The organism is Cytobacillus purgationiresistens (assembly GCF_030813235.1).
In the GTDB taxonomy this organism is placed as follows: domain Bacteria; phylum Bacillota; class Bacilli; order Bacillales; family Cytobacillaceae; genus Cytobacillus; species Cytobacillus purgationiresistens.
In genome coordinates this window covers 120,908-138,866 of sequence record NZ_JAUSUB010000006.1, presented here as the reverse complement: position 1 = coordinate 138,866, position 17,959 = coordinate 120,908, and the positions used below count along the sequence as shown (strand labels likewise).

Below are 17,959 nucleotides of genomic sequence, written 5' to 3'. Positions count from 1 at the left end.
GGAGATACTAACTGGTAACAGCAAGAAAAAGTTCAGGAGGGAATGGAATGAGTTGGACCGGGATAGCTTTATTTATTCAATTGTTTTTTGGGATTGTTATCGGGCTTTATTTTTGGAACTTACTTAAAAATCAGCGGACACAGAAGGTTTCCATTGATCGCGAATCAAGAAAGGAAATGGATCAGCTTAAAAAAATGAGATCGATTTCTTTAACAGAGCCGCTGTCTGAAAAAGTAAGACCTGCAACATTTGATGATATTGTAGGACAAGAAGACGGAATTAAGTCACTGAAGGCAGCTCTATGTGGTCCCAATCCACAGCATGTCATTATTTACGGTCCTCCAGGTGTAGGGAAGACGGCTGCGGCACGCCTTGTGCTTGAAGAAGCTAAAAAAAATAATAAATCTCCCTTTCGGCCTGCTTCAGTATTCATTGAGCTTGATGCAACAACTGCTAGATTTGATGAAAGAGGGATTGCGGATCCTCTCATCGGTTCAGTGCATGACCCGATATATCAAGGGGCAGGAGCAATGGGACAAGCAGGAATCCCACAGCCTAAACAAGGTGCTGTGACAAACGCTCATGGCGGTGTTCTCTTCATAGATGAGATTGGAGAACTGCATTCCATGCAAATGAATAAGCTGTTAAAAGTATTAGAGGATCGGAAAGTATATTTAGAAAGTGCCTATTACAATGAAGAAAACATGCAAATTCCGACACATATTCATGATATTTTTAAAAATGGATTGCCAGCAGACTTCCGCTTAGTGGGCGCAACAACAAGGACTCCGAATGAACTTCCGCCTGCCATTCGTTCTAGATGCATGGAAGTGTTTTTTCGGGAATTGACAGAAGAAGAAATTTCTGAAGTTGCTAGAAAAGCTGCTGAAAAGGTAAACTTAAAAATCAGTGATCACGCCCTTCAAACACTGGCATCTTATGCGAGGAACGGAAGAGAATCTGTTAATATGATTCAAATTTCTGCCGGACTAGCCATTACTGAAGATCGGGATTACATAAAAGATGAGGATATTGAATGGGTGATTCAGTCCAGTCAGCTCTCTCCAAGGATGGAAAGAAAAATTGGCGACGGCGCCAAGGTGGGCTTAGTAAATGGCCTCGCTGTTCATGGTCCAAATTCAGGTGCGCTTCTGGAAATAGAAGTAACCGTGATTCCTGCAAAGGAAAAAGGCAGTATCAATATAACGGGAATTGTTGAAGAAGAGAGTATTGGTGGCCAGGGGAAATCCATCAGAAGAAAAAGTATGGCAAAAGGATCGATTGAAAATGTCATTACGGTTCTTCGCTCTATGGGTGTTCCAGCTGATGATTATGACATCCATGTAAATTTCCCCGGTGGTGTGCCTATTGATGGCCCGTCTGCAGGGATATCGATGGCAACAGGTATTTATTCTGCTATTTTTAAGCATCCTGTTGACCATACCGTTGCAATGACTGGAGAAATTAGTATCCATGGCTCAGTCAAACCTATTGGCGGTGTATATCCGAAAGTAAAAGCGGCTAAAAAGGCCGGAGTAAAAACAGTCATCATTCCACAGGAGAATATGCAATCCATTTTAAAAGAGATTGATGGAATTAATATTGTGCCTGTTTCGCATCTAACGGAGGTATTTGAACTGGCGTTACTGAAGGAATATCAAAGCGAACAACCGATTACTTCTCCGATTGAAGCCGCTTCAATAGAATTAGCGAAAAAAGAAAGCATGTAATGATATGGAAAAGAGAAACTTCGGCCAATCGCAGGTGTGCCGAAGTTTCTCTTTATAACGGACAAAAATATCCCGTATTTAAACATAATTTCTTCAAAAAGTCTCGATACTAATGGTGAATAGTAAATTTGACGCGTCTAAACAGTCGACACTATGAAGTAAATAAGATAGAATTGTACAAAGAAATTATTAGAAAAAATGGAGTAAAAAAGATATGCATTTGGAGGTGCAAGTGAATGACGAATAAGAAAGAAATCATCGTCCCCCTCCTGCCGCTTCGAGGATTGCTTGTGTATCCGACCATGGTGCTTCACTTAGATGTGGGCCGCGATAAATCGGTACAAGCACTTGAAAAAGCAATGGTAGATGACCATTTAATATTCTTGACGACACAGAAGGACATTTCAATAGATGAGCCTGAAGAAGATGAGCTGTATCATGTGGGTACACTTACCCGAGTGAAGCAAATGCTAAAACTCCCTAACGGTACGATTCGCGTACTTGTGGAAGGTTTAAAGAGAGCTGAAGTGATTGAGTTTTTAGAGGATGACAAGCATTTTTCTGTAAAAGTGAAAGTGCATGAGGAATCTGAGTCCAAAGATGTGGAAGACCAAGCATTAATGAGAACGCTGCTTGAATATTTTGAGCAATACATAAAGGTATCAAAAAAAATATCAGCAGAAACCTATTCTTCTGTCGTTGATATCGAAGAGCCTGGACGTTTAGCAGATATCGTTGCATCACATTTGCCTTTAAAGCTAAAGGAAAAGCAGGATATTCTTGAAACGATAGATATTAAAGAAAGAATGAATGAAGTAATTGAAATCATTCATAATGAAAAAGAAGTTTTAAATCTTGAGAAAAAAATCGGTCAGCGTGTGAAGAAATCAATGGAAAGAACGCAAAAGGAATACTATTTGCGTGAACAAATGAAAGCCATTCAGTCTGAGCTAGGCGAGAAAGAAGGCAAAACCGGAGAGATTGCCGAGCTAAAGGCTAAAATCGAAGAAGCGGTTATGCCGGAGCATGTAGAGGAAACAGCCTTAAAGGAATTAAGCCGCTATGAAAAGGTGCCATCAAGCTCAGCAGAAAGTGCTGTCATTCGCAATTATATTGATTGGCTTATTCAATTGCCCTGGTCAAAAGAGACAAGCGATGACTTAAATATTCAAAAGGCAGAAAAAATTCTTAATCAAGATCATTATGGATTAGAAAAAGTAAAAGAGCGTGTGCTTGAGTATTTAGCTGTGCAACAGCTGACTAATTCCTTAAAAGGACCTATTCTCTGTTTAGCGGGACCTCCTGGTGTTGGTAAAACAAGTTTGGCCAAGTCCATTGCATCCTCATTAAATAGAAATTTCGTCAGAGTTTCTCTTGGAGGTGTACGCGATGAATCCGAGATTCGCGGTCATAGAAGAACATATGTAGGAGCTATGCCTGGCCGTATTATTCAAGGAATGAAAAGGGCAGGTACGATTAATCCGGTATTTTTACTTGATGAAATCGATAAAATGTCGAATGATTTCCGTGGAGACCCTTCTTCAGCTATGCTAGAAGTATTGGATCCAGAACAAAATCATAACTTTAGTGATCATTATATTGAAGAAACATATGACTTATCTAAAGTAATGTTTATTGCAACTGCCAATAATTTAAGCACAGTCCCGGGTCCGCTTTTAGACAGGATGGAAATCATCTCAATTGCTGGTTATACAGAGCAGGAGAAGATTCATATTGCTAAAGATCATTTATTGCCGAAGCAAGTAAAAGATCATGGTATGACAAAAGCTCAGCTTCAAATAAGGGAAGATGGCTTACAATCTATTGTCCGTTATTATACTAGAGAAGCGGGTGTCAGGGGTCTGGAGCGTCAATTGGCGACTATCTGCAGGAAAACAGCAAAGATTATTGTATCAGCAGAAAAAAAACGTGTGGTAATCACGGATAAAAACATTGAGGAATTTTTAGGAAAGAAAAGATTCCGCTATGGGCAGGCTGAGCTTGAGGACCAAGTTGGCATTGCTACTGGCCTTGCTTATACGACGGTGGGTGGGGATACGCTTCAAATAGAAGTATCACTTTCACCAGGAAAAGGCAAGCTCGTGCTTACAGGTAAGCTTGGCGACGTGATGAAGGAATCAGCTCAAGCTGCGTTTAGCTATGTACGTTCAAAGGCGAAAGAGCTTCATATTGATGAAAAATTTCATGAAAAGTATGATATTCATATTCATGTACCTGAAGGAGCAGTGCCAAAAGATGGTCCTTCTGCAGGTATCACGATGACGACTGCACTTGTTTCTGCCTTAACAGGCAGGCCTATTAGAAAAGAAGTGGGTATGACTGGAGAAGTGACGTTAAGAGGCCGGGTATTACCAATTGGCGGCTTAAAAGAAAAGTCATTAAGCGCCCATCGTGCAGGCTTGAAGACAATCATTATTCCAAAGGATAATGAAAAGGATATTGATGATATCCCAGAAACAATCCGTGAGGAACTTGATTTTATTCTAGTCTCTCATGTGGATGATGTATTGAAACATGCTTTGATCGGTGGTGCGGAAGAATGAAAGTAACAAGTTCGGAAATAGTTATAAGTGCAGTTAAGCCAGCACAATATCCAGAGAGTAATTTACCTGAATTTGCGCTGGCAGGGCGATCAAATGTCGGTAAATCCTCTTTTATCAATAAAATGCTTAATCGCAGAGGTTTGGCAAGAATATCTTCAAAACCAGGCAAAACACAAACGTTAAACTTTTATATCATAAATGAGATGCTGCACTTTGTTGATGTACCAGGCTACGGCTATGCAAAGGTTTCTAAAACGGAACGAGAAGCATGGGGCAAAATGATAGAGACGTACCTAACTTCAAGAGAACAGCTGAAAGCAGTTGTACAAATTATTGATGTGAGACATCCTCCGACAAAAGACGATGTCATGATGTATGATTTTTTAAAGCATTATGGAATTCCTTGCATCATTATTGCAACAAAAGCAGATAAAATTCCAAAATCAAAATGGCAAAAACACGTAAAAGTAGTAAAAGAAACACTAGACTTGCACCCATCCGATGAAATTATTCTTTTCTCTTCCGAATTAGGAAAAGGAAAAGAAGAAGCATGGGCAGCATTAAAAGGATATATGAAATAAATAAGAAAAGCGAAAGGGCCTTGCTCAGCCCCGACAAGCTTAAGGCGCGTAAGAAATGAAGGTTGATCTTTACCTTCAAATCTTATGCGCCTTAAGACCTCGAGGGGCTAGGCCCTGTAGCTAGACAAAGAAAAGCGAAAGGGCCTCGCTCAGCCCCGACAAGCTTAAGGCGTGTAAGAAATGAAGGTTGATCTTTACCTTCAAATCTTATGCGCCTTAAGACCTCGAGGGGCTAGGCCCTGTAGCTAGACAAAGAAAAGCGCAAAGCTTAACTGGCGCTCTTAATAAACATAAAATAAAACCCCATTGCTATTTTTTCAGCAATGGGGTTTTATTTTATGGAATTAGGGAATATAGACTATAGATTCTGAATTGTTTAATTGTGATAATTTGTAAAAAGAATTTACAGAAGTTGCGGAATTACAAGGAATCTAAAGCACCGAAGAGGATAATAGCTTAATAAGGAGGATAGAAGGGACCTCTACATGAGAATCAGCCTTAGCCATTTATATCACGAATTATCATATAATATGAATTTTGAGAATAGTTTATATCAATGGTAAGGTTGATAGCGTACAACAAATAGAAAAATTAAAGGGGGATATTAGACTAGTGAAAATGTGGCTAAAAGGAATGATTGCAGCAGCATCAATAGCGGCTTTGGCAGCATGTGGATCAAATGATGCATCGGGTGATGGAACGAAGTTAGTAGACGAAGGGAAATTTACATATGCATCGTCAGGAGAATTTAATCCATTCAGTGTAATGAATGATGATGGGACGATGAGTGGATTTGATATTGAAGTAGGGGAAGCGGTCGCAGCAGAACTTGGTCTTGAGCCTGTTCAGCATCAATTTAAATTTGGTGGAATTGTAGAAGGTGTCAAATCTGGAAGATTCGATGCGGCTGTTGCTAGCCATACGATTACAAAAGAGCGTCTGGAAGCAGTGAATTTTTCAATTCCATATTACTATTCAGGCCCGCAAATCTATGTAAGACCTGATAGTGATGTTGAAACGCTGGATGACTTAAGCGGTTTAGAGGTTGCTGTAGCAAAAGGAACAACTTATGCAGAAACAGCTGCACCTGTAACGGATAATATTACTTTTTATGATAGTGATGTTGTAGCTTTAGAAGCGCTGGCTAACGGAAAGCACGATGCAGTAATCACTGACTTCGTGACAGGTAAAGAAGCAATTGGTTCAGGAATCAAAATTGAAGGGAAAGAACTTCTCGGAAAAAGTGAACAGGCAATTGCGATAGCTAAAGAGAATGAAGCGCTGTTGAAAGAAATCAATGCGGCATTGGAAAAGTTGCATGAAAACGGCACACTTACTGAAATTAGCAAAAAGTATATCGGTGAAGATATTACCGTAGAACCGGATTCTGAATAAATTCGAGGGCGAATGCACTTGATCAGGAGTGTATTCGCCTTCGAATTTCAAAGAATGTATAAATAATTACTTAGAAAAAAATAATTCTTTCACAAGGAGGGCATATGGATTTACTGACAAAGTTTATAGACACCTATCCCATTTTCCTAAAAGGGATGCTCCTAACATTTCAATTAACGATTGTATCTATATTTGTAGCAATTTTTATCGGGCTTTTCTTCGCATTTCTAAAAATTTCTAAGGTGAAAATCTTGGAATGGATTGCTGATATTTATATTTTTCTAGTAAGAGGAACGCCCCTCGTAGTCCAAATCTTCATTTTTTACTTTGGTTTAACCTCCTTAAATATTTCAGGTTTTTGGTCGGTTGTATTAGGCTTAGCCTTCCATAACGGGGCATATATAGCTGAAATCTTCAGAGGAGCTATTCAATCTGTTGATAATGGTCAAATGGAAGCTGGACGTTCCTTAGGTATGAGTGCAGCACTTTCAATGAGAAGAATCATTCTTCCGCAAGCAAGCCGCAGGGCATTGCCGCCTCTTGGAAATCAATTTATTATCGCATTGAAGGACTCATCCCTTGCGTCATTTGTTGGGGTTTACGAACTGTTTAATATTGCAACCACACAAGGCTCCATTAAGTATGACTATATGAGCTACTTATTGATCGTTGCAGTGTATTACTTAGTATTAGTACTATTCTTCTCCATAATTGTTAACTTAATTGAAAAAAGAATGGCAAGCAGCGATTGATGAAAGGAAGATTTAAATGAGTGATTCAGTGATGATTCAAGTTGATAAGCTAAATAAATCCTTTGGAGATTTACATGTTCTTAAAGATATAGATATGACAGTAAAAGAAAGTGATGTCGTTTGTTTAATTGGGGCAAGCGGTTCAGGTAAAAGTACATTGCTTCGATGCTTGAATTTTCTTGAATTAAAAGATAGCGGCATCATTACATTTGAAGGTAAACAGGTAGAAAAGGAAACTCATGATCTTAATGAAGTGAGACAAAAGGTTGGAATGGTTTTTCAACACTTTCACTTGTTCCCTCATAAAACAGTCATCGAGAATGTAATGGAGGCCCCCATCTACGTTAAAAAGCTATCAAAAAACCAAGCGGAGAAGGAGGCACTGGCTTTACTTGAGAAGGTAGGGCTATCCGACAAAAAGAATGTGTATCCTTCTAAGCTTTCAGGCGGACAAAAGCAAAGGGTAGCAATTGCAAGGGCATTAGCAATGAAGCCTGATATTATGCTATTTGATGAACCAACCTCCGCACTGGATCCAGAACTAGTAGGTGAAGTGCTAACAACAATGAAGGAATTGGCTGAGGAAGGTATGACCATGATTGTCGTCACCCATGAAATGGGCTTCGCCAGAGAAGTAGCTGATTGGGCTGTGTATATGCATGACGGTAAAATTGTTGAAGTTGGACATCCTGAAGAATTATTCAACAATCCAAAGGAACAAAGAACCAAGAATTTTCTTGATTCGGTTTTATAAAGTCAAACTGGGGAATGATAAATTTATCATTCCCCAGTTTTATATTTAATTTGTTATATTTTCGCTTCTGTTCCTATTTTCTTTTAAAAATAAGAAGATACAGACCTAAGAGAATAAAAAAAGCAGGCCAGAAACTCCATATGTATGACACACTATCACCTAAGGCACCAAGAGATGAGATGATTTTGTCATAAAAAAGCAGCATTAAGGCTAATAATAAGAAAAGAATACCTTGGAATAAGCCTGTACCCGTTTTTAGATGACGCAGTAAAAAGCCAAGAGAGATAATGAGAATAAACGAACCGATATGATCTGGCCAAATATCAAGGCGGTTAACAATTAAAAAGTGTAGGCCGAATCCAGAAAGAATGACACCAGGAAGAATTCCATCATAATCACGACCGCTATAAGCTTGAAAGAGAAAGGCCACTCCAACAATAATAAGTAGCGTCGGCCACGTGAAAAATGGCTTCAATACTTCAATGTTTGCTTGCTGCAAAAAAAAGTAGGTCCCAAACCCAATGAGGACGACACCTGGGAAAATTCGTTGATTTTTCATGTTAACACCACTTCCAGTAAGGTTCACTTGAATCTACAAGCATTTTTTGTTACTGTACATAGGGGAGTATTGTCGAAATTAATATTAATTTAAAGTTTCTATTAAGAAGTAATTTCTTAAATATAGTAACATATGTGTTCATTTTCTGTTCACAATTTTGCATTAAAGGTTATTCAGCTAATGGTATAATGTTCTTAGAAGATTATGCAATTTTATTTGGGGGGTCTATTTAAAATGCATATAGTGGTCGTTGGTATAAATTACAAAACTGCCCCTGTGGAAATACGTGAGCGGCTGACATTTGAGCCGTCACAGCTTGGTGAAGCTATGCAGGCGTTGCAAAACAAAAAAAGCATCTTAGAGAACGTCATTTTGTCTACATGTAATCGGACTGAAATTTATGCGGTTGTTGATCAGCTTCATACAGGACGTTATTATATTAAAGAATTCTTGTCTGAATGGTTTAATATAGAGCAAAGTGAGTTTTCCCCTTACTTGTTTATTTATGAGCATGAAGGCGGCATCGAGCATTTATTTAAAGTGGGCTGTGGATTAAATTCAATGGTTTTAGGTGAAACACAGATTTTAGGACAGGTCCGGACAAGCTTTTTACAAGCTCAACTGGAAAACACTACTGGAACTATTTTTAATCATTTATTTAAGCAGGCTGTTACTTTAGGAAAGCGTGCTCATTCCGAAACAGATATTGGAGCAAATGCGGTTTCAGTCAGCTACGCAGCTGTAGAGCTTGCTAAAAAAATATTTGGCTCAATCGAGAAAAAGCAGGTACTGATTCTTGGTGCAGGTAAAATGGGCGAATTAGCCATTCAGAATTTACATTCGAATGGAGCAAATGTGACCGTTATTAACCGTACTTTTGAAAAAGCCAAGGACTTGGCTGCACGTTACTCTGGTCAAGCAAAAATGCTGCAGGAGCTTCAATGCGCCTTAATTGAAGCTGACATCGTCATTAGCTCCACTGGTTCAAAGAAATTTATCGTGACTAAGGAAATGATGGCTGACGTAGAGAAATTAAGAAAAGGCAAACCATTATTTATGGTTGATATTGCTGTTCCGCGTGACCTGGATCCAGGACTTGCGGACTTGGATAGCGTTTTCCTCTATGACATCGATGACCTTGAAGGAATTGTTCAGGCAAACCTGAAGGAAAGACAGAAAGCAGCTGAGAAAATTCAGCTTCTAATTGAAGGAGAAATTGTTGAGTTCAAACAGTGGCTAAATTTATTAGGAGTCGTGCCGGTGATTTCCGCATTGCGCGAGAAAGCGCTTGCGATTCAATCTGAAACGATGACAAGTATCGAAAGAAAACTGCCGCACTTGAGTGACCGTGATAAAAAGGTATTAAGCAAGCATACAAAAAGTATCGTTAATCAGCTATTAAAAGATCCTATATTACAGGCTAAGGAACTTGCAGGTCAAAAAGATTCTGAACAAGCTTTAGATTTTTTCGTTAAAATCTTTAATATAGAAGATTTAGTTGCAGAGCAGCAGGTTGATAAAAACGAGAAGGCTACCAATCACGTTACCGCTGGGGCGCAGCAAGCTTCTTTTCAATCATAAAAGGGGCACTGTCCATGTTTGATATTTATATGACACGGCTACATGAATTTACTGTCATTCTATACGCCTTAAGTGTCTTATTATACTTTATCGACTTCCTGACAAGTAACCGGAAGGCAAATCGAATTGCCTTCTGGTTACTTGCATTTGTGTGGATATTACAAACGGTTTTTCTTATTTTATATATGATAAAATCTGGGAGGTTCCCGGTTCTTACAATTTTTGAAGGTCTGTATTTTTATGCTTGGGTGCTGATTACTTTTTCATTAATTATTAATCGCTTTTTAAAAGTGGATTTTATTGTATTTTTTACTAATGTACTTGGGTTTTTCATCATGGCATTACATACTTTTGCACCCGTGCAGTTTGAATCAAATGTATTAGCGAGTCAGCTAATGTCTGAGTTATTATTCTTTCATATTACAGTGGCTATTTTATCATATGGGGCTTTTTCGCTTTCATTCGTATTTTCCTTGTTATACTTAATTCAATATGATTTGTTGAAGCGGAAAAAATGGGGAGCAAGACTTTTAAGGATTTCCGATTTAACCAAGCTTGAGCACATGTCCTATATATTGAATATTATAGGAGTGCCGATGCTTGTAATAAGCCTCATCCTTGGTATCCAATGGGCTTATATGAAGTTACCAAATATGATCTGGCTTGATTCCAAAGTGTTGGGTTCAATTCTCGTTCTCGTGCTGTATAGCATTTATCTTTATCTGAAAGTTGGAAAGGGCATAAGCGGAAAATCACTCGCTCTATGGAATGTCGCAGCCTTCCTAGTCGTTATGATTAACTTCTTCCTCTTCGGCCAGCTATCATCCTTCCATTTTTGGTATAAATAGAAAAGCGGAAGGTCCTTCAAGAGGTGTCTGATCATTGGCGGGTAAAGACTTGTGAATGTTATTTAGCTGAAGCAAACACTATGAAATGTTAACAATTACCTTACATAAGTTTCTTTCTATCGTGGGGTTTCACTATATATCTTTTTTAATGGAGGCTGTCATGAGAAAAATCATTGTTGGTTCTAGAAGAAGTAAACTTGCATTAACGCAAACAAATTGGGTTATTGACCAATTAAAGAGCATCGATCCTTCAGTTGAATTTGAAGTGAAAGAGATAGTGACAAAAGGGGATAAAATCCTCGATGTAACCCTTTCTAAAGTTGGCGGAAAAGGTTTATTCGTTAAAGAAATCGAACAGGCAATGCTTGATAAAGAAATTGATATGGCTGTACATAGTATGAAAGATATGCCAGCTGTTTTGCCAGATGGCCTAATCATTGGCTGTATTCCTGAAAGGGAAGATCATCGTGATGCATTGATTTCCAAAAATCATGTGAAATTAGACGATTTGAAGCCAGGAGCGATTATTGGAACAAGCAGTCTAAGAAGAGGATCGCAAATTCTAGCTAGACGTCCCGATTTAGAGATTAAATGGATACGAGGTAATATTGATACGCGTTTGAGTAAATTAGAAACAGAAGAATACGATGCAATCATTTTAGCCGCTGCAGGACTTTCAAGAATGGGTTGGGCGAAGGATACGGTCACTGAATTCATTGATCCGGATATCTGTTTGCCAGCAGTTGGTCAAGGTGCATTATCTATTGAATGCCGTGAAGCGGATGAAGAGCTGCTTACATTATTAAGCAAGTTTAATTGTGAAAAAACGAGCCAAACAGTTAAAGCAGAGCGTGCCTTCTTGAATAAAATGGAAGGTGGCTGCCAAGTCCCAATTGCAGGCTACGCAACGCTGAAAAGTAATGAAGAAATCGAACTTATCGGTCTTGTCGGTTCTCCTGACGGGAAAATCATCTATAAAGAAATGGGGAGCGGTACTTCCCCTGAAGAGATTGGAAACAATACAGCAGAAAAGCTAACTCAAATGGGAGCAAAGCAATTGATCGATCGTGTGAAAGAGGAGCTTGAGGGAAAGTGAGTTCCTCCCAATCAACTCTTAAGGGAATGTCAGTTTTGGTGCCCCGGGGAAAATCACAAGCGGGGCAAGTGTCAGAACTGATCAGAGAATACGAGGGAATCCCGGAAGAAATACCACTGCTTGGTTTTAGGCCTATAAAAATGGCTACCAATCATATAAATCCAGAACTATATGATTGGATTATTTTTACGAGCAGCGTCACAGTGGATACTTTCTTTTCTGAAGAAAGACAATTTAAGCATTTTCCGAAGATCGCTGTGATCGGGATTAAAACAGAAAAAACATTAAATAAGTATGGCTATCGATCTGAATTCATGCCGGACACTTATGTGGCAGAGCATTTTGTTGAACAATTTGCTCCTTATGTTAAAAAGGGCATGAAAATCCTGATTCCTAAAGGAAGCCTTGCACGAAATTATATATTTACTGGCTTGACTGATCAGGGGGCTCATGTAGATGAACTGATTATATATGAAACCATTTTTCCGCTAGAAAGCAGAGCGCTTCTTTTAGACAAACTAATGAATAATCAATTGGATATTTTGCTTTTTACCAGCCCTTCAACGATTGATCACTTCATGCAAATTGTGAGTGAAGGAAAGTTGGAAAAGCAGATAGAACATTGTTTTATTGGCTGTATTGGTCCGGTGTCCAAAAAGCGCGCAGAAGCGTACGGCTTAACTGTCAATGTGATGCCTGAACGGTATACGGTTAATGATTTAATAAATAGCATGGTTGATTATGTCAATCATAAGAGGGGGATTTAGGATTATGGATTTGCAATTTAATCGACATAGAAGACTTCGCCAAACGGCAAATATGAGAAGTTTAGTACGTGAAACCCATTTACATGTGGATGATTTCATTTATCCGATTTTTGTAGCTGAAGGAAACGATATTAAAAGAGAGATTAAGTCCATGCCTGGGATTTACAACCTATCTTTAGATCATTTGGAAGAAGAGATGGATGAAGTTGTGTCACTGGGAATTAAATCGGTCCTTCTATTCGGTATTCCGTTAGAAAAGGACGATTGCGGATCACAAGCTTACCATGATCATGGAATTGTTCAAGAGGGAATAAGATTCATTAAAGAAAAGTATCCTGAAGTGATTATAGTTGCAGATACATGTCTTTGTGAATACACAGATCATGGTCACTGCGGATTAATCGAAAATGGAGAAGTACTAAATGATGCCTCCCTTGAATTGCTTGTTCAAACGGCTGTCAGCCAAGCGAAAGCCGGTGCGGATATCATTGCTCCATCTAATATGATGGACGGATTTACTGCGGCGATTCGTGCAGGTTTAGATGAAGCTGGGTTTGAACATATTCCTGTGATGTCTTATGCGGTGAAATATTCCTCTGCCTTTTATGGACCATTCCGTGATGCTGCCGGGAGCACTCCGCAATTCGGTGATCGTAAATCCTATCAAATGGATCCTGCTAATCGCCTAGAAGCTATGAGAGAAGCTGAATCCGATTTGATGGAAGGTGCAGACTTCCTGATTGTGAAGCCTGGTTTGTCTTATCTTGATATCGTCCGTGATGTGAAAAATAATATTAATCTTCCACTCGTTATCTACAATGTAAGTGGTGAATATTCAATGGTGAAGGCTGCTGCAGCTAACGGCTGGATCGATGAAGATAGAATCGTGCTTGAAATGCTAACAGGAATGAAACGAGCAGGCTGTGACTTAATCATTACTTACCACGCAAAAGATGCGGCCAGATGGTTAAGAGAACAACAATAACTAAAGGAAATGAGGGAGAAGCATGCGTTCCTATGCAAAATCAGCTGAAGCTTTTAAAGAAGCAGTAAAATTAATGCCAGGAGGAGTTAATTCCCCTGTTCGTGCATTTAAATCTGTCGATATGGACCCGATTTTTATGGAAAGAGGAAAAGGGTCTAAAATCTATGATATCGATGGGAATGAATATATAGATTATGTCCTATCATGGGGTCCACTCATCTTAGGTCATACGAATGATCGCGTAGTCGAAGCGATTAAAAAGGTGGCTGAGAGCGGGACAAGCTTTGGTGCACCAACATTAATGGAGAACGAATTAGCAAAGCTAGTCATCGAACGTGTGCCTTCTATCGAAATCGTTCGTATGGTTTCCTCAGGTACAGAAGCAACAATGAGTGCACTTCGTCTTGCACGCGGCTATACTGGGCGCAATAAAATCTTGAAGTTTGAAGGCTGCTATCACGGACATGGTGATTCTCTCCTGATTAAAGCAGGTTCGGGCGTTGCTACACTTGGATTGCCAGATAGTCCCGGTGTACCGGAAGGCATTGCAAAGAATACAATCACTGTGCCCTACAATGATTTAGAAAGTGTGAAGTATGCATTTGAACAATATAGCGATGATATTGCAGGAATCATTGTTGAGCCAGTGGCTGGTAATATGGGTGTTGTACCACCTCTTGAAGGCTTCCTAGAAGGCTTAAGAGAAATGACAACCGAATACGGTGCATTGCTGATATTTGATGAAGTAATGACAGGCTTCCGTGTTGGCTACAATTGTGCACAAGGCTATTTTGGAGTGACTCCAGATATAACTTGCCTAGGAAAAGTCATCGGTGGAGGACTTCCAGTCGGTGCTTATGGCGGTAAAGCGGAAATAATGGAAAGAATCGCTCCAAGTGGACCTATTTATCAAGCAGGCACCCTTTCAGGGAATCCATTGGCAATGGCTGCTGGATATGAAACATTAAGTCAGCTTACACCTGAAAGCTATGAGGAATTCATTAAAAAAGCAGATAAGCTGGAGCTTGGTTTAAGAACAGCTGCTGAAAAATATCAAATTCCGCACACAATCAATCGCGCAGGCTCTATGATTGGCATCTTCTTTACAAATGAAGATGTTACAAACTATGAAAAAGCCAAAACATCTAATCTAGACTTCTTTGCTTCTTATTACCGTGAGATGGCGAATCAAGGGGTATTCCTTCCACCATCCCAATACGAAGGCCTATTCCTATCCACCGCTCACAGTGATGAGGATATTGAGAAAACGATCCAAGCAGCAGACAAGGCGTTTTCAAAGCTTAAGTAAATCGAGAATACACTCATTCTGAGTATCGATAAAAGTAAACAAAACAACTTCCTTGGATTTGGAGAAGTGTCCGCTCGACTCCTGCGGGCGATGCGAGACAGGCGAGACCCTGCAGAAGTATAGCGACGAAGCGGCTCGGCGTTCGCCCTGCTGAAAGCGAACGGTAAGCTTCGGAACATCCTATGTCATTCTTTTTTATATAAACACTCATCCTTTGATGAGTGTTTTTTTGATTTAATTTAAACTTTTCGATGAAGAAAAATCATTTGAATTCATGAATCAAATGAATTGATTGCCTACTTCTAACATTCTCAGCCATTATTCATCCAAATTAATCATAAATAATTTATCTCATTCATAAATTGATAATGACATAGTGATTATACACGTGAAAGAAATGAGAGGAGGAGTCGCTTTGTCTCAAGGAAATCCATCGTGCTTACGATTTTCATTAGAGGAGTCAGTTTGGTTTCAAAAAGGACAGGAAGTATCTCAATTAATATCGATTTCGCTAGACCCTAATATAACAATCCAGGAAAGTGAGCAATATGTAACCATTCAAGGGGCACTGGAGCTCACGGGTGAATACCATCGTGATGAAGCTTCGGTAGATGCGAGTGGAAGTGAAACTGTTTCGACACTTAAATTTGTGCAGACGATTGAAGAAAGGGAAGAAGGAGTTTGTGAGTTTACACATTTCTTCCCAGTAGACATTACCATACCTAATAACCGAATTGCGAGCCTAAGCGATATCGATGTGGAGGTAGAATCCTTCGACTATGTTTTTCCAGAGCGCAGCTGCATGAAGCTAAATGCGAATTTAACCATCACTGGTCTTTATGGCGGTCAGCAGCATAATAGTGTTGAAGAAGAAGAAAACACGCTAGAGCTTGAACCTACCTATCGAACAGCGGATGAGGAGCAGCAGGAAGATGACGTTGAATATGAGGAAGAAACAACAGAAATCAAGCTCAGCCTTGCTCCAGATGAAAGCCAAGAATCTTTAGATTTTGAGCCATTTGAAGCTGAAGCCAGGAAACAGCCAGATGCAGTAAGTGAACCTGCCGAACCTGTCTTATCTGAGCCTGTCCTATCTCGTTCAATTCAGGAAGAGGAAGAAGAGCCGGTGAAGCTTCCTGAGATTTCATTTATTAGTCAAAGAAACGAAGAGAAACTGCCGGAAGCAAAGGAAATCTTTGAGGTTAAACCAGTAGAAGAAGAATCTCCAGTCGTTGAATACAAGCATCAGAAACAAGCAGAAGAATTTGAGTCTTCCTCTTCTCCTGAAGAAGAAGTAAAGCAAGTGAAAAAGAAGGGCAAAAATAAAAAGAAAAGCATGAGTCTGACGGAGTTTTTTGGAAGAAAAGAAGAAGAGGAAGAAGTGGCAAAGCTGAAGGTTTGCATTGTTCAGCAAGGGGATACGATTGATATCATTGCCGATCGCTATGACACTTCTGCACAAGCTTTACTCCGCGTCAATCATCTTGAAATCAATCAAGATGTATACGAGGGGCAAGCATTATACGTCCCTGCAACTGTAACGAATTAACGACCAAATGCAGTCTGAGCAGTTCGTATGGACAACTGCTCAGCTGCTTTATTGTATTTAAGTGGCTTTGCTTTGTTAAAGACAACATAAGCCTCTCGTCAATGGCCATTTTTGGAAAGAGAGTGGTTCTCATGCAGGAAGAAAACCGATTGAAGAAATATGCACCTATTTTGAAGCACTATGCAGTGGAGCCAAACTTTGTAGAAGACTTTGGGAGAGTGCAGAAAGTCTATTCAAATAAGGGGATATTTTCTTTAAAAAAAATCAAACCTCATCATGGACCTGATTTTATCAAGCATATTCAAACGCTTTATCAGAAGGGCTATAATCGAATCATACCTATCTATCCGACAGTGGATGGCAGATATGCAGTGCTCTATAATACTGAACTCTATTATTTAATGCCTTGGCTGGCGAACGAAGAAAAGGAAAATCGCTATGAACGCCACCAACAAATGTTTAGAGAGCTGGCAAGACTTCATGTTTTATCAGTAAAAGACATTCCTGTTAGTAAGGAAGATCGAGAAGAGCATTATGAAAATACTTCACTGGAATGGGAGAAACAGAAGGAATTTTTAGATGGCTTTATAGAGGAATGTGAGAGCAGAGAATATATGTCGCCATATGAACTGTTATATACGCAGTATTATAATGATATTTCACAAGCTCTAAAATACTCGACAACCAAATTAAAGGAATGGTATGAAAAAACGAAGGATAGTGAAAAGACAAGGACTGTCATTATCCATGGCAAAGTGTCAACGGAACACTTTTTATATGATGATCGGGGCTTAGGCTATTTCCTGAACTTTGAGGATGCGAGACAAAGCACCCCTATGCATGACTTGCTGCCTTTCTTATCTAGATCCTTGAAGACTTTTCCAAAAAGGTCAGAAGACGCTGTTGATTGGTTATATACTTATCTAAAGCATTTTCCTTTTAGAGAAGATGAAATGCTGTTATTTCAAAGCTATTTTACCCATCCTGGACCAGTGCTGAGTGCCGTTGAAAAATATCATAAACGTAAGAAAGGAAAAAGTGAATTAAAGCACATCCAGCATATGCAGAAGCAGTTTTGGTTGTTGAAGAACACGGAATACGTTGCGATGAGAATCGATGAAATTGAGAGGCAAAAGCAGCAAGCGCAGGCAGAGGCAGCAGCTAAAGCAGAACAAGAAGGAGCCCAAGATGGATAAACTTGTGGGCTCCTATATTAATTCCATGCGGAAAGCAAATGCGATTAAAATCAAGATTCCGAGAAAAAGAATATCAAAGGCAGTAGGCAGCAACAATGTCCTAATGCCTTGGAAGACACAAAAAGGAATAATAAATTGACCAGCAAGTCCCCGTACCGTTTTAAGCCATGATGGTAAAGTATGTGGATTAAACTTTCTCTTCAAACTCTACGCCCCCTATTGCTGTTATTATATTTATTCTATGTTTGAAAAGCCCATAAAGTGCCTAATTTTTTCCTCGAATGCCCGCGTCC

At 39.4% G+C, this 17,959-nt stretch carries 16 protein-coding genes; 14 read left to right on the top strand and 2 right to left on the bottom strand.

Going from position 1 to position 17,959, the window contains the following annotated elements:
- Positions 1-47 precede the first annotated feature (47 nt).
- From lonB to J2S17_RS09145, 6 genes are all read left to right on the top strand, one after another.
- A complete protein-coding gene (gene lonB, locus J2S17_RS09170) occupies positions 48-1,730 on the top strand; it encodes an ATP-dependent protease LonB (protein WP_307474045.1) in 1,683 nt (560 codons plus the stop codon).
- Between the two features lie 236 nt (positions 1,731-1,966).
- Entirely contained in the window at positions 1,967-4,294 is a 2,328-nt protein-coding gene (gene lon, locus J2S17_RS09165; RefSeq protein WP_307474043.1) for an endopeptidase La, read from the top strand.
- Positions 4,291-4,875, top strand: a complete 585-nt coding sequence (gene yihA, locus J2S17_RS09160; RefSeq protein WP_307474041.1) for a ribosome biogenesis GTP-binding protein YihA/YsxC — start codon at positions 4,291-4,293, stop codon at positions 4,873-4,875. The genes lon and yihA overlap by 4 nt, the downstream gene beginning before the upstream one ends.
- A gap of 618 nt (positions 4,876-5,493) precedes the next feature.
- Entirely contained in the window at positions 5,494-6,270 is a 777-nt protein-coding gene (locus J2S17_RS09155) for a transporter substrate-binding domain-containing protein (RefSeq protein WP_370874984.1), read from the top strand.
- Between the two features lie 104 nt (positions 6,271-6,374).
- Positions 6,375-7,022 (top strand): amino acid ABC transporter permease, encoded by a 648-nt coding sequence (locus tag J2S17_RS09150; RefSeq protein ID WP_307474036.1) that lies wholly within the window; start codon positions 6,375-6,377, stop codon positions 7,020-7,022.
- Between the two features lie 16 nt (positions 7,023-7,038).
- Positions 7,039-7,776 carry an amino acid ABC transporter ATP-binding protein gene (locus tag J2S17_RS09145; protein ID WP_307474034.1) on the top strand — a complete coding sequence of 246 codons (738 nt, stop codon included), beginning with the start codon at positions 7,039-7,041 and terminating at the stop codon, positions 7,774-7,776.
- 73 nt (positions 7,777-7,849) lie between these two features.
- Here the strand turns inward: J2S17_RS09145 and J2S17_RS09140 are convergent, their stop codons facing one another.
- On the bottom strand, positions 7,850-8,335 hold the full coding sequence (locus J2S17_RS09140) for a LiaI-LiaF-like domain-containing protein (RefSeq protein WP_307474033.1): 486 nt from the start codon (positions 8,333-8,335) through the stop codon (positions 7,850-7,852).
- Positions 8,336-8,569: 234 nt separating this feature from the next.
- On the opposite strand from J2S17_RS09140, the gene hemA reads away from it, so the two are divergent.
- The 8 genes from hemA to ysxE all read left to right on the top strand — a co-directional run bounded on the left by hemA (position 8,570) and on the right by ysxE (position 17,666).
- Positions 8,570-9,916, top strand: coding sequence for a glutamyl-tRNA reductase (gene hemA, locus J2S17_RS09135; protein ID WP_307474031.1), 1,347 nt, complete (start codon positions 8,570-8,572; stop codon positions 9,914-9,916).
- A 14-nt stretch (positions 9,917-9,930) separates the two neighbouring features.
- Positions 9,931-10,764 (top strand): cytochrome C assembly family protein, encoded by an 834-nt coding sequence (locus J2S17_RS09130; RefSeq protein ID WP_307474029.1) that lies wholly within the window; start codon positions 9,931-9,933, stop codon positions 10,762-10,764.
- A gap of 160 nt (positions 10,765-10,924) precedes the next feature.
- Positions 10,925-11,860, top strand: coding sequence for a hydroxymethylbilane synthase (hemC, locus tag J2S17_RS09125; RefSeq protein ID WP_307474027.1), 936 nt, complete (start codon positions 10,925-10,927; stop codon positions 11,858-11,860).
- Positions 11,861-11,928: 68 nt separating this feature from the next.
- A complete protein-coding gene (locus tag J2S17_RS09120) occupies positions 11,929-12,627 on the top strand; it encodes a uroporphyrinogen-III synthase (protein WP_307474025.1) in 699 nt (232 codons plus the stop codon).
- Positions 12,628-12,631: 4 nt separating this feature from the next.
- Entirely contained in the window at positions 12,632-13,612 is a 981-nt protein-coding gene (gene hemB / locus J2S17_RS09115; RefSeq protein ID WP_307474023.1) for a porphobilinogen synthase, read from the top strand.
- 22 nt (positions 13,613-13,634) lie between these two features.
- Positions 13,635-14,921 (top strand): glutamate-1-semialdehyde 2,1-aminomutase, encoded by a 1,287-nt coding sequence (gene hemL, locus J2S17_RS09110; RefSeq protein ID WP_307474021.1) that lies wholly within the window; start codon positions 13,635-13,637, stop codon positions 14,919-14,921.
- Between the two features lie 415 nt (positions 14,922-15,336).
- On the top strand, positions 15,337-16,470 hold the full coding sequence (gene spoVID, locus J2S17_RS09105) for a stage VI sporulation protein D (protein WP_307474019.1): 1,134 nt from the start codon (positions 15,337-15,339) through the stop codon (positions 16,468-16,470).
- Between the two features lie 131 nt (positions 16,471-16,601).
- Complete coding sequence (ysxE, locus tag J2S17_RS09100) at positions 16,602-17,666, top strand: spore coat protein YsxE (RefSeq protein ID WP_307474229.1); 1,065 nt, start codon at positions 16,602-16,604, stop codon at positions 17,664-17,666.
- Positions 17,667-17,678: 12 nt separating this feature from the next.
- On the opposite strand, the gene J2S17_RS09095 is transcribed toward ysxE, so the two are convergent.
- Positions 17,679-17,870, bottom strand: coding sequence for a YszA family small membrane protein (locus J2S17_RS09095; protein ID WP_307474017.1), 192 nt, complete (start codon positions 17,868-17,870; stop codon positions 17,679-17,681).
- Between the last annotated feature and the right edge of the window lie 89 nt (positions 17,871-17,959).

Coding starts and splice junctions, on each gene's coding strand:
- lonB (WP_307474045.1), top strand. CDS start 48: ATGAGTTGGACCGGGATAGCTTTATTTATTCAATTGTTTTTTGGGATT.
- lon (WP_307474043.1), top strand. CDS start 1,967: ATGACGAATAAGAAAGAAATCATCGTCCCCCTCCTGCCGCTTCGAGGA.
- yihA (WP_307474041.1), top strand. CDS start 4,291: ATGAAAGTAACAAGTTCGGAAATAGTTATAAGTGCAGTTAAGCCAGCA.
- J2S17_RS09155 (WP_370874984.1), top strand. CDS start 5,494: ATGTGGCTAAAAGGAATGATTGCAGCAGCATCAATAGCGGCTTTGGCA.
- J2S17_RS09150 (WP_307474036.1), top strand. CDS start 6,375: ATGGATTTACTGACAAAGTTTATAGACACCTATCCCATTTTCCTAAAA.
- J2S17_RS09145 (WP_307474034.1), top strand. CDS start 7,039: ATGAGTGATTCAGTGATGATTCAAGTTGATAAGCTAAATAAATCCTTT.
- J2S17_RS09140 (WP_307474033.1), bottom strand. CDS start 8,335: ATGAAAAATCAACGAATTTTCCCAGGTGTCGTCCTCATTGGGTTTGGG.
- hemA (WP_307474031.1), top strand. CDS start 8,570: ATGCATATAGTGGTCGTTGGTATAAATTACAAAACTGCCCCTGTGGAA.
- J2S17_RS09130 (WP_307474029.1), top strand. CDS start 9,931: ATGTTTGATATTTATATGACACGGCTACATGAATTTACTGTCATTCTA.
- hemC (WP_307474027.1), top strand. CDS start 10,925: ATGAGAAAAATCATTGTTGGTTCTAGAAGAAGTAAACTTGCATTAACG.
- hemB (WP_307474023.1), top strand. CDS start 12,632: ATGGATTTGCAATTTAATCGACATAGAAGACTTCGCCAAACGGCAAAT.
- hemL (WP_307474021.1), top strand. CDS start 13,635: ATGCGTTCCTATGCAAAATCAGCTGAAGCTTTTAAAGAAGCAGTAAAA.
- ysxE (WP_307474229.1), top strand. CDS start 16,602: ATGCAGGAAGAAAACCGATTGAAGAAATATGCACCTATTTTGAAGCAC.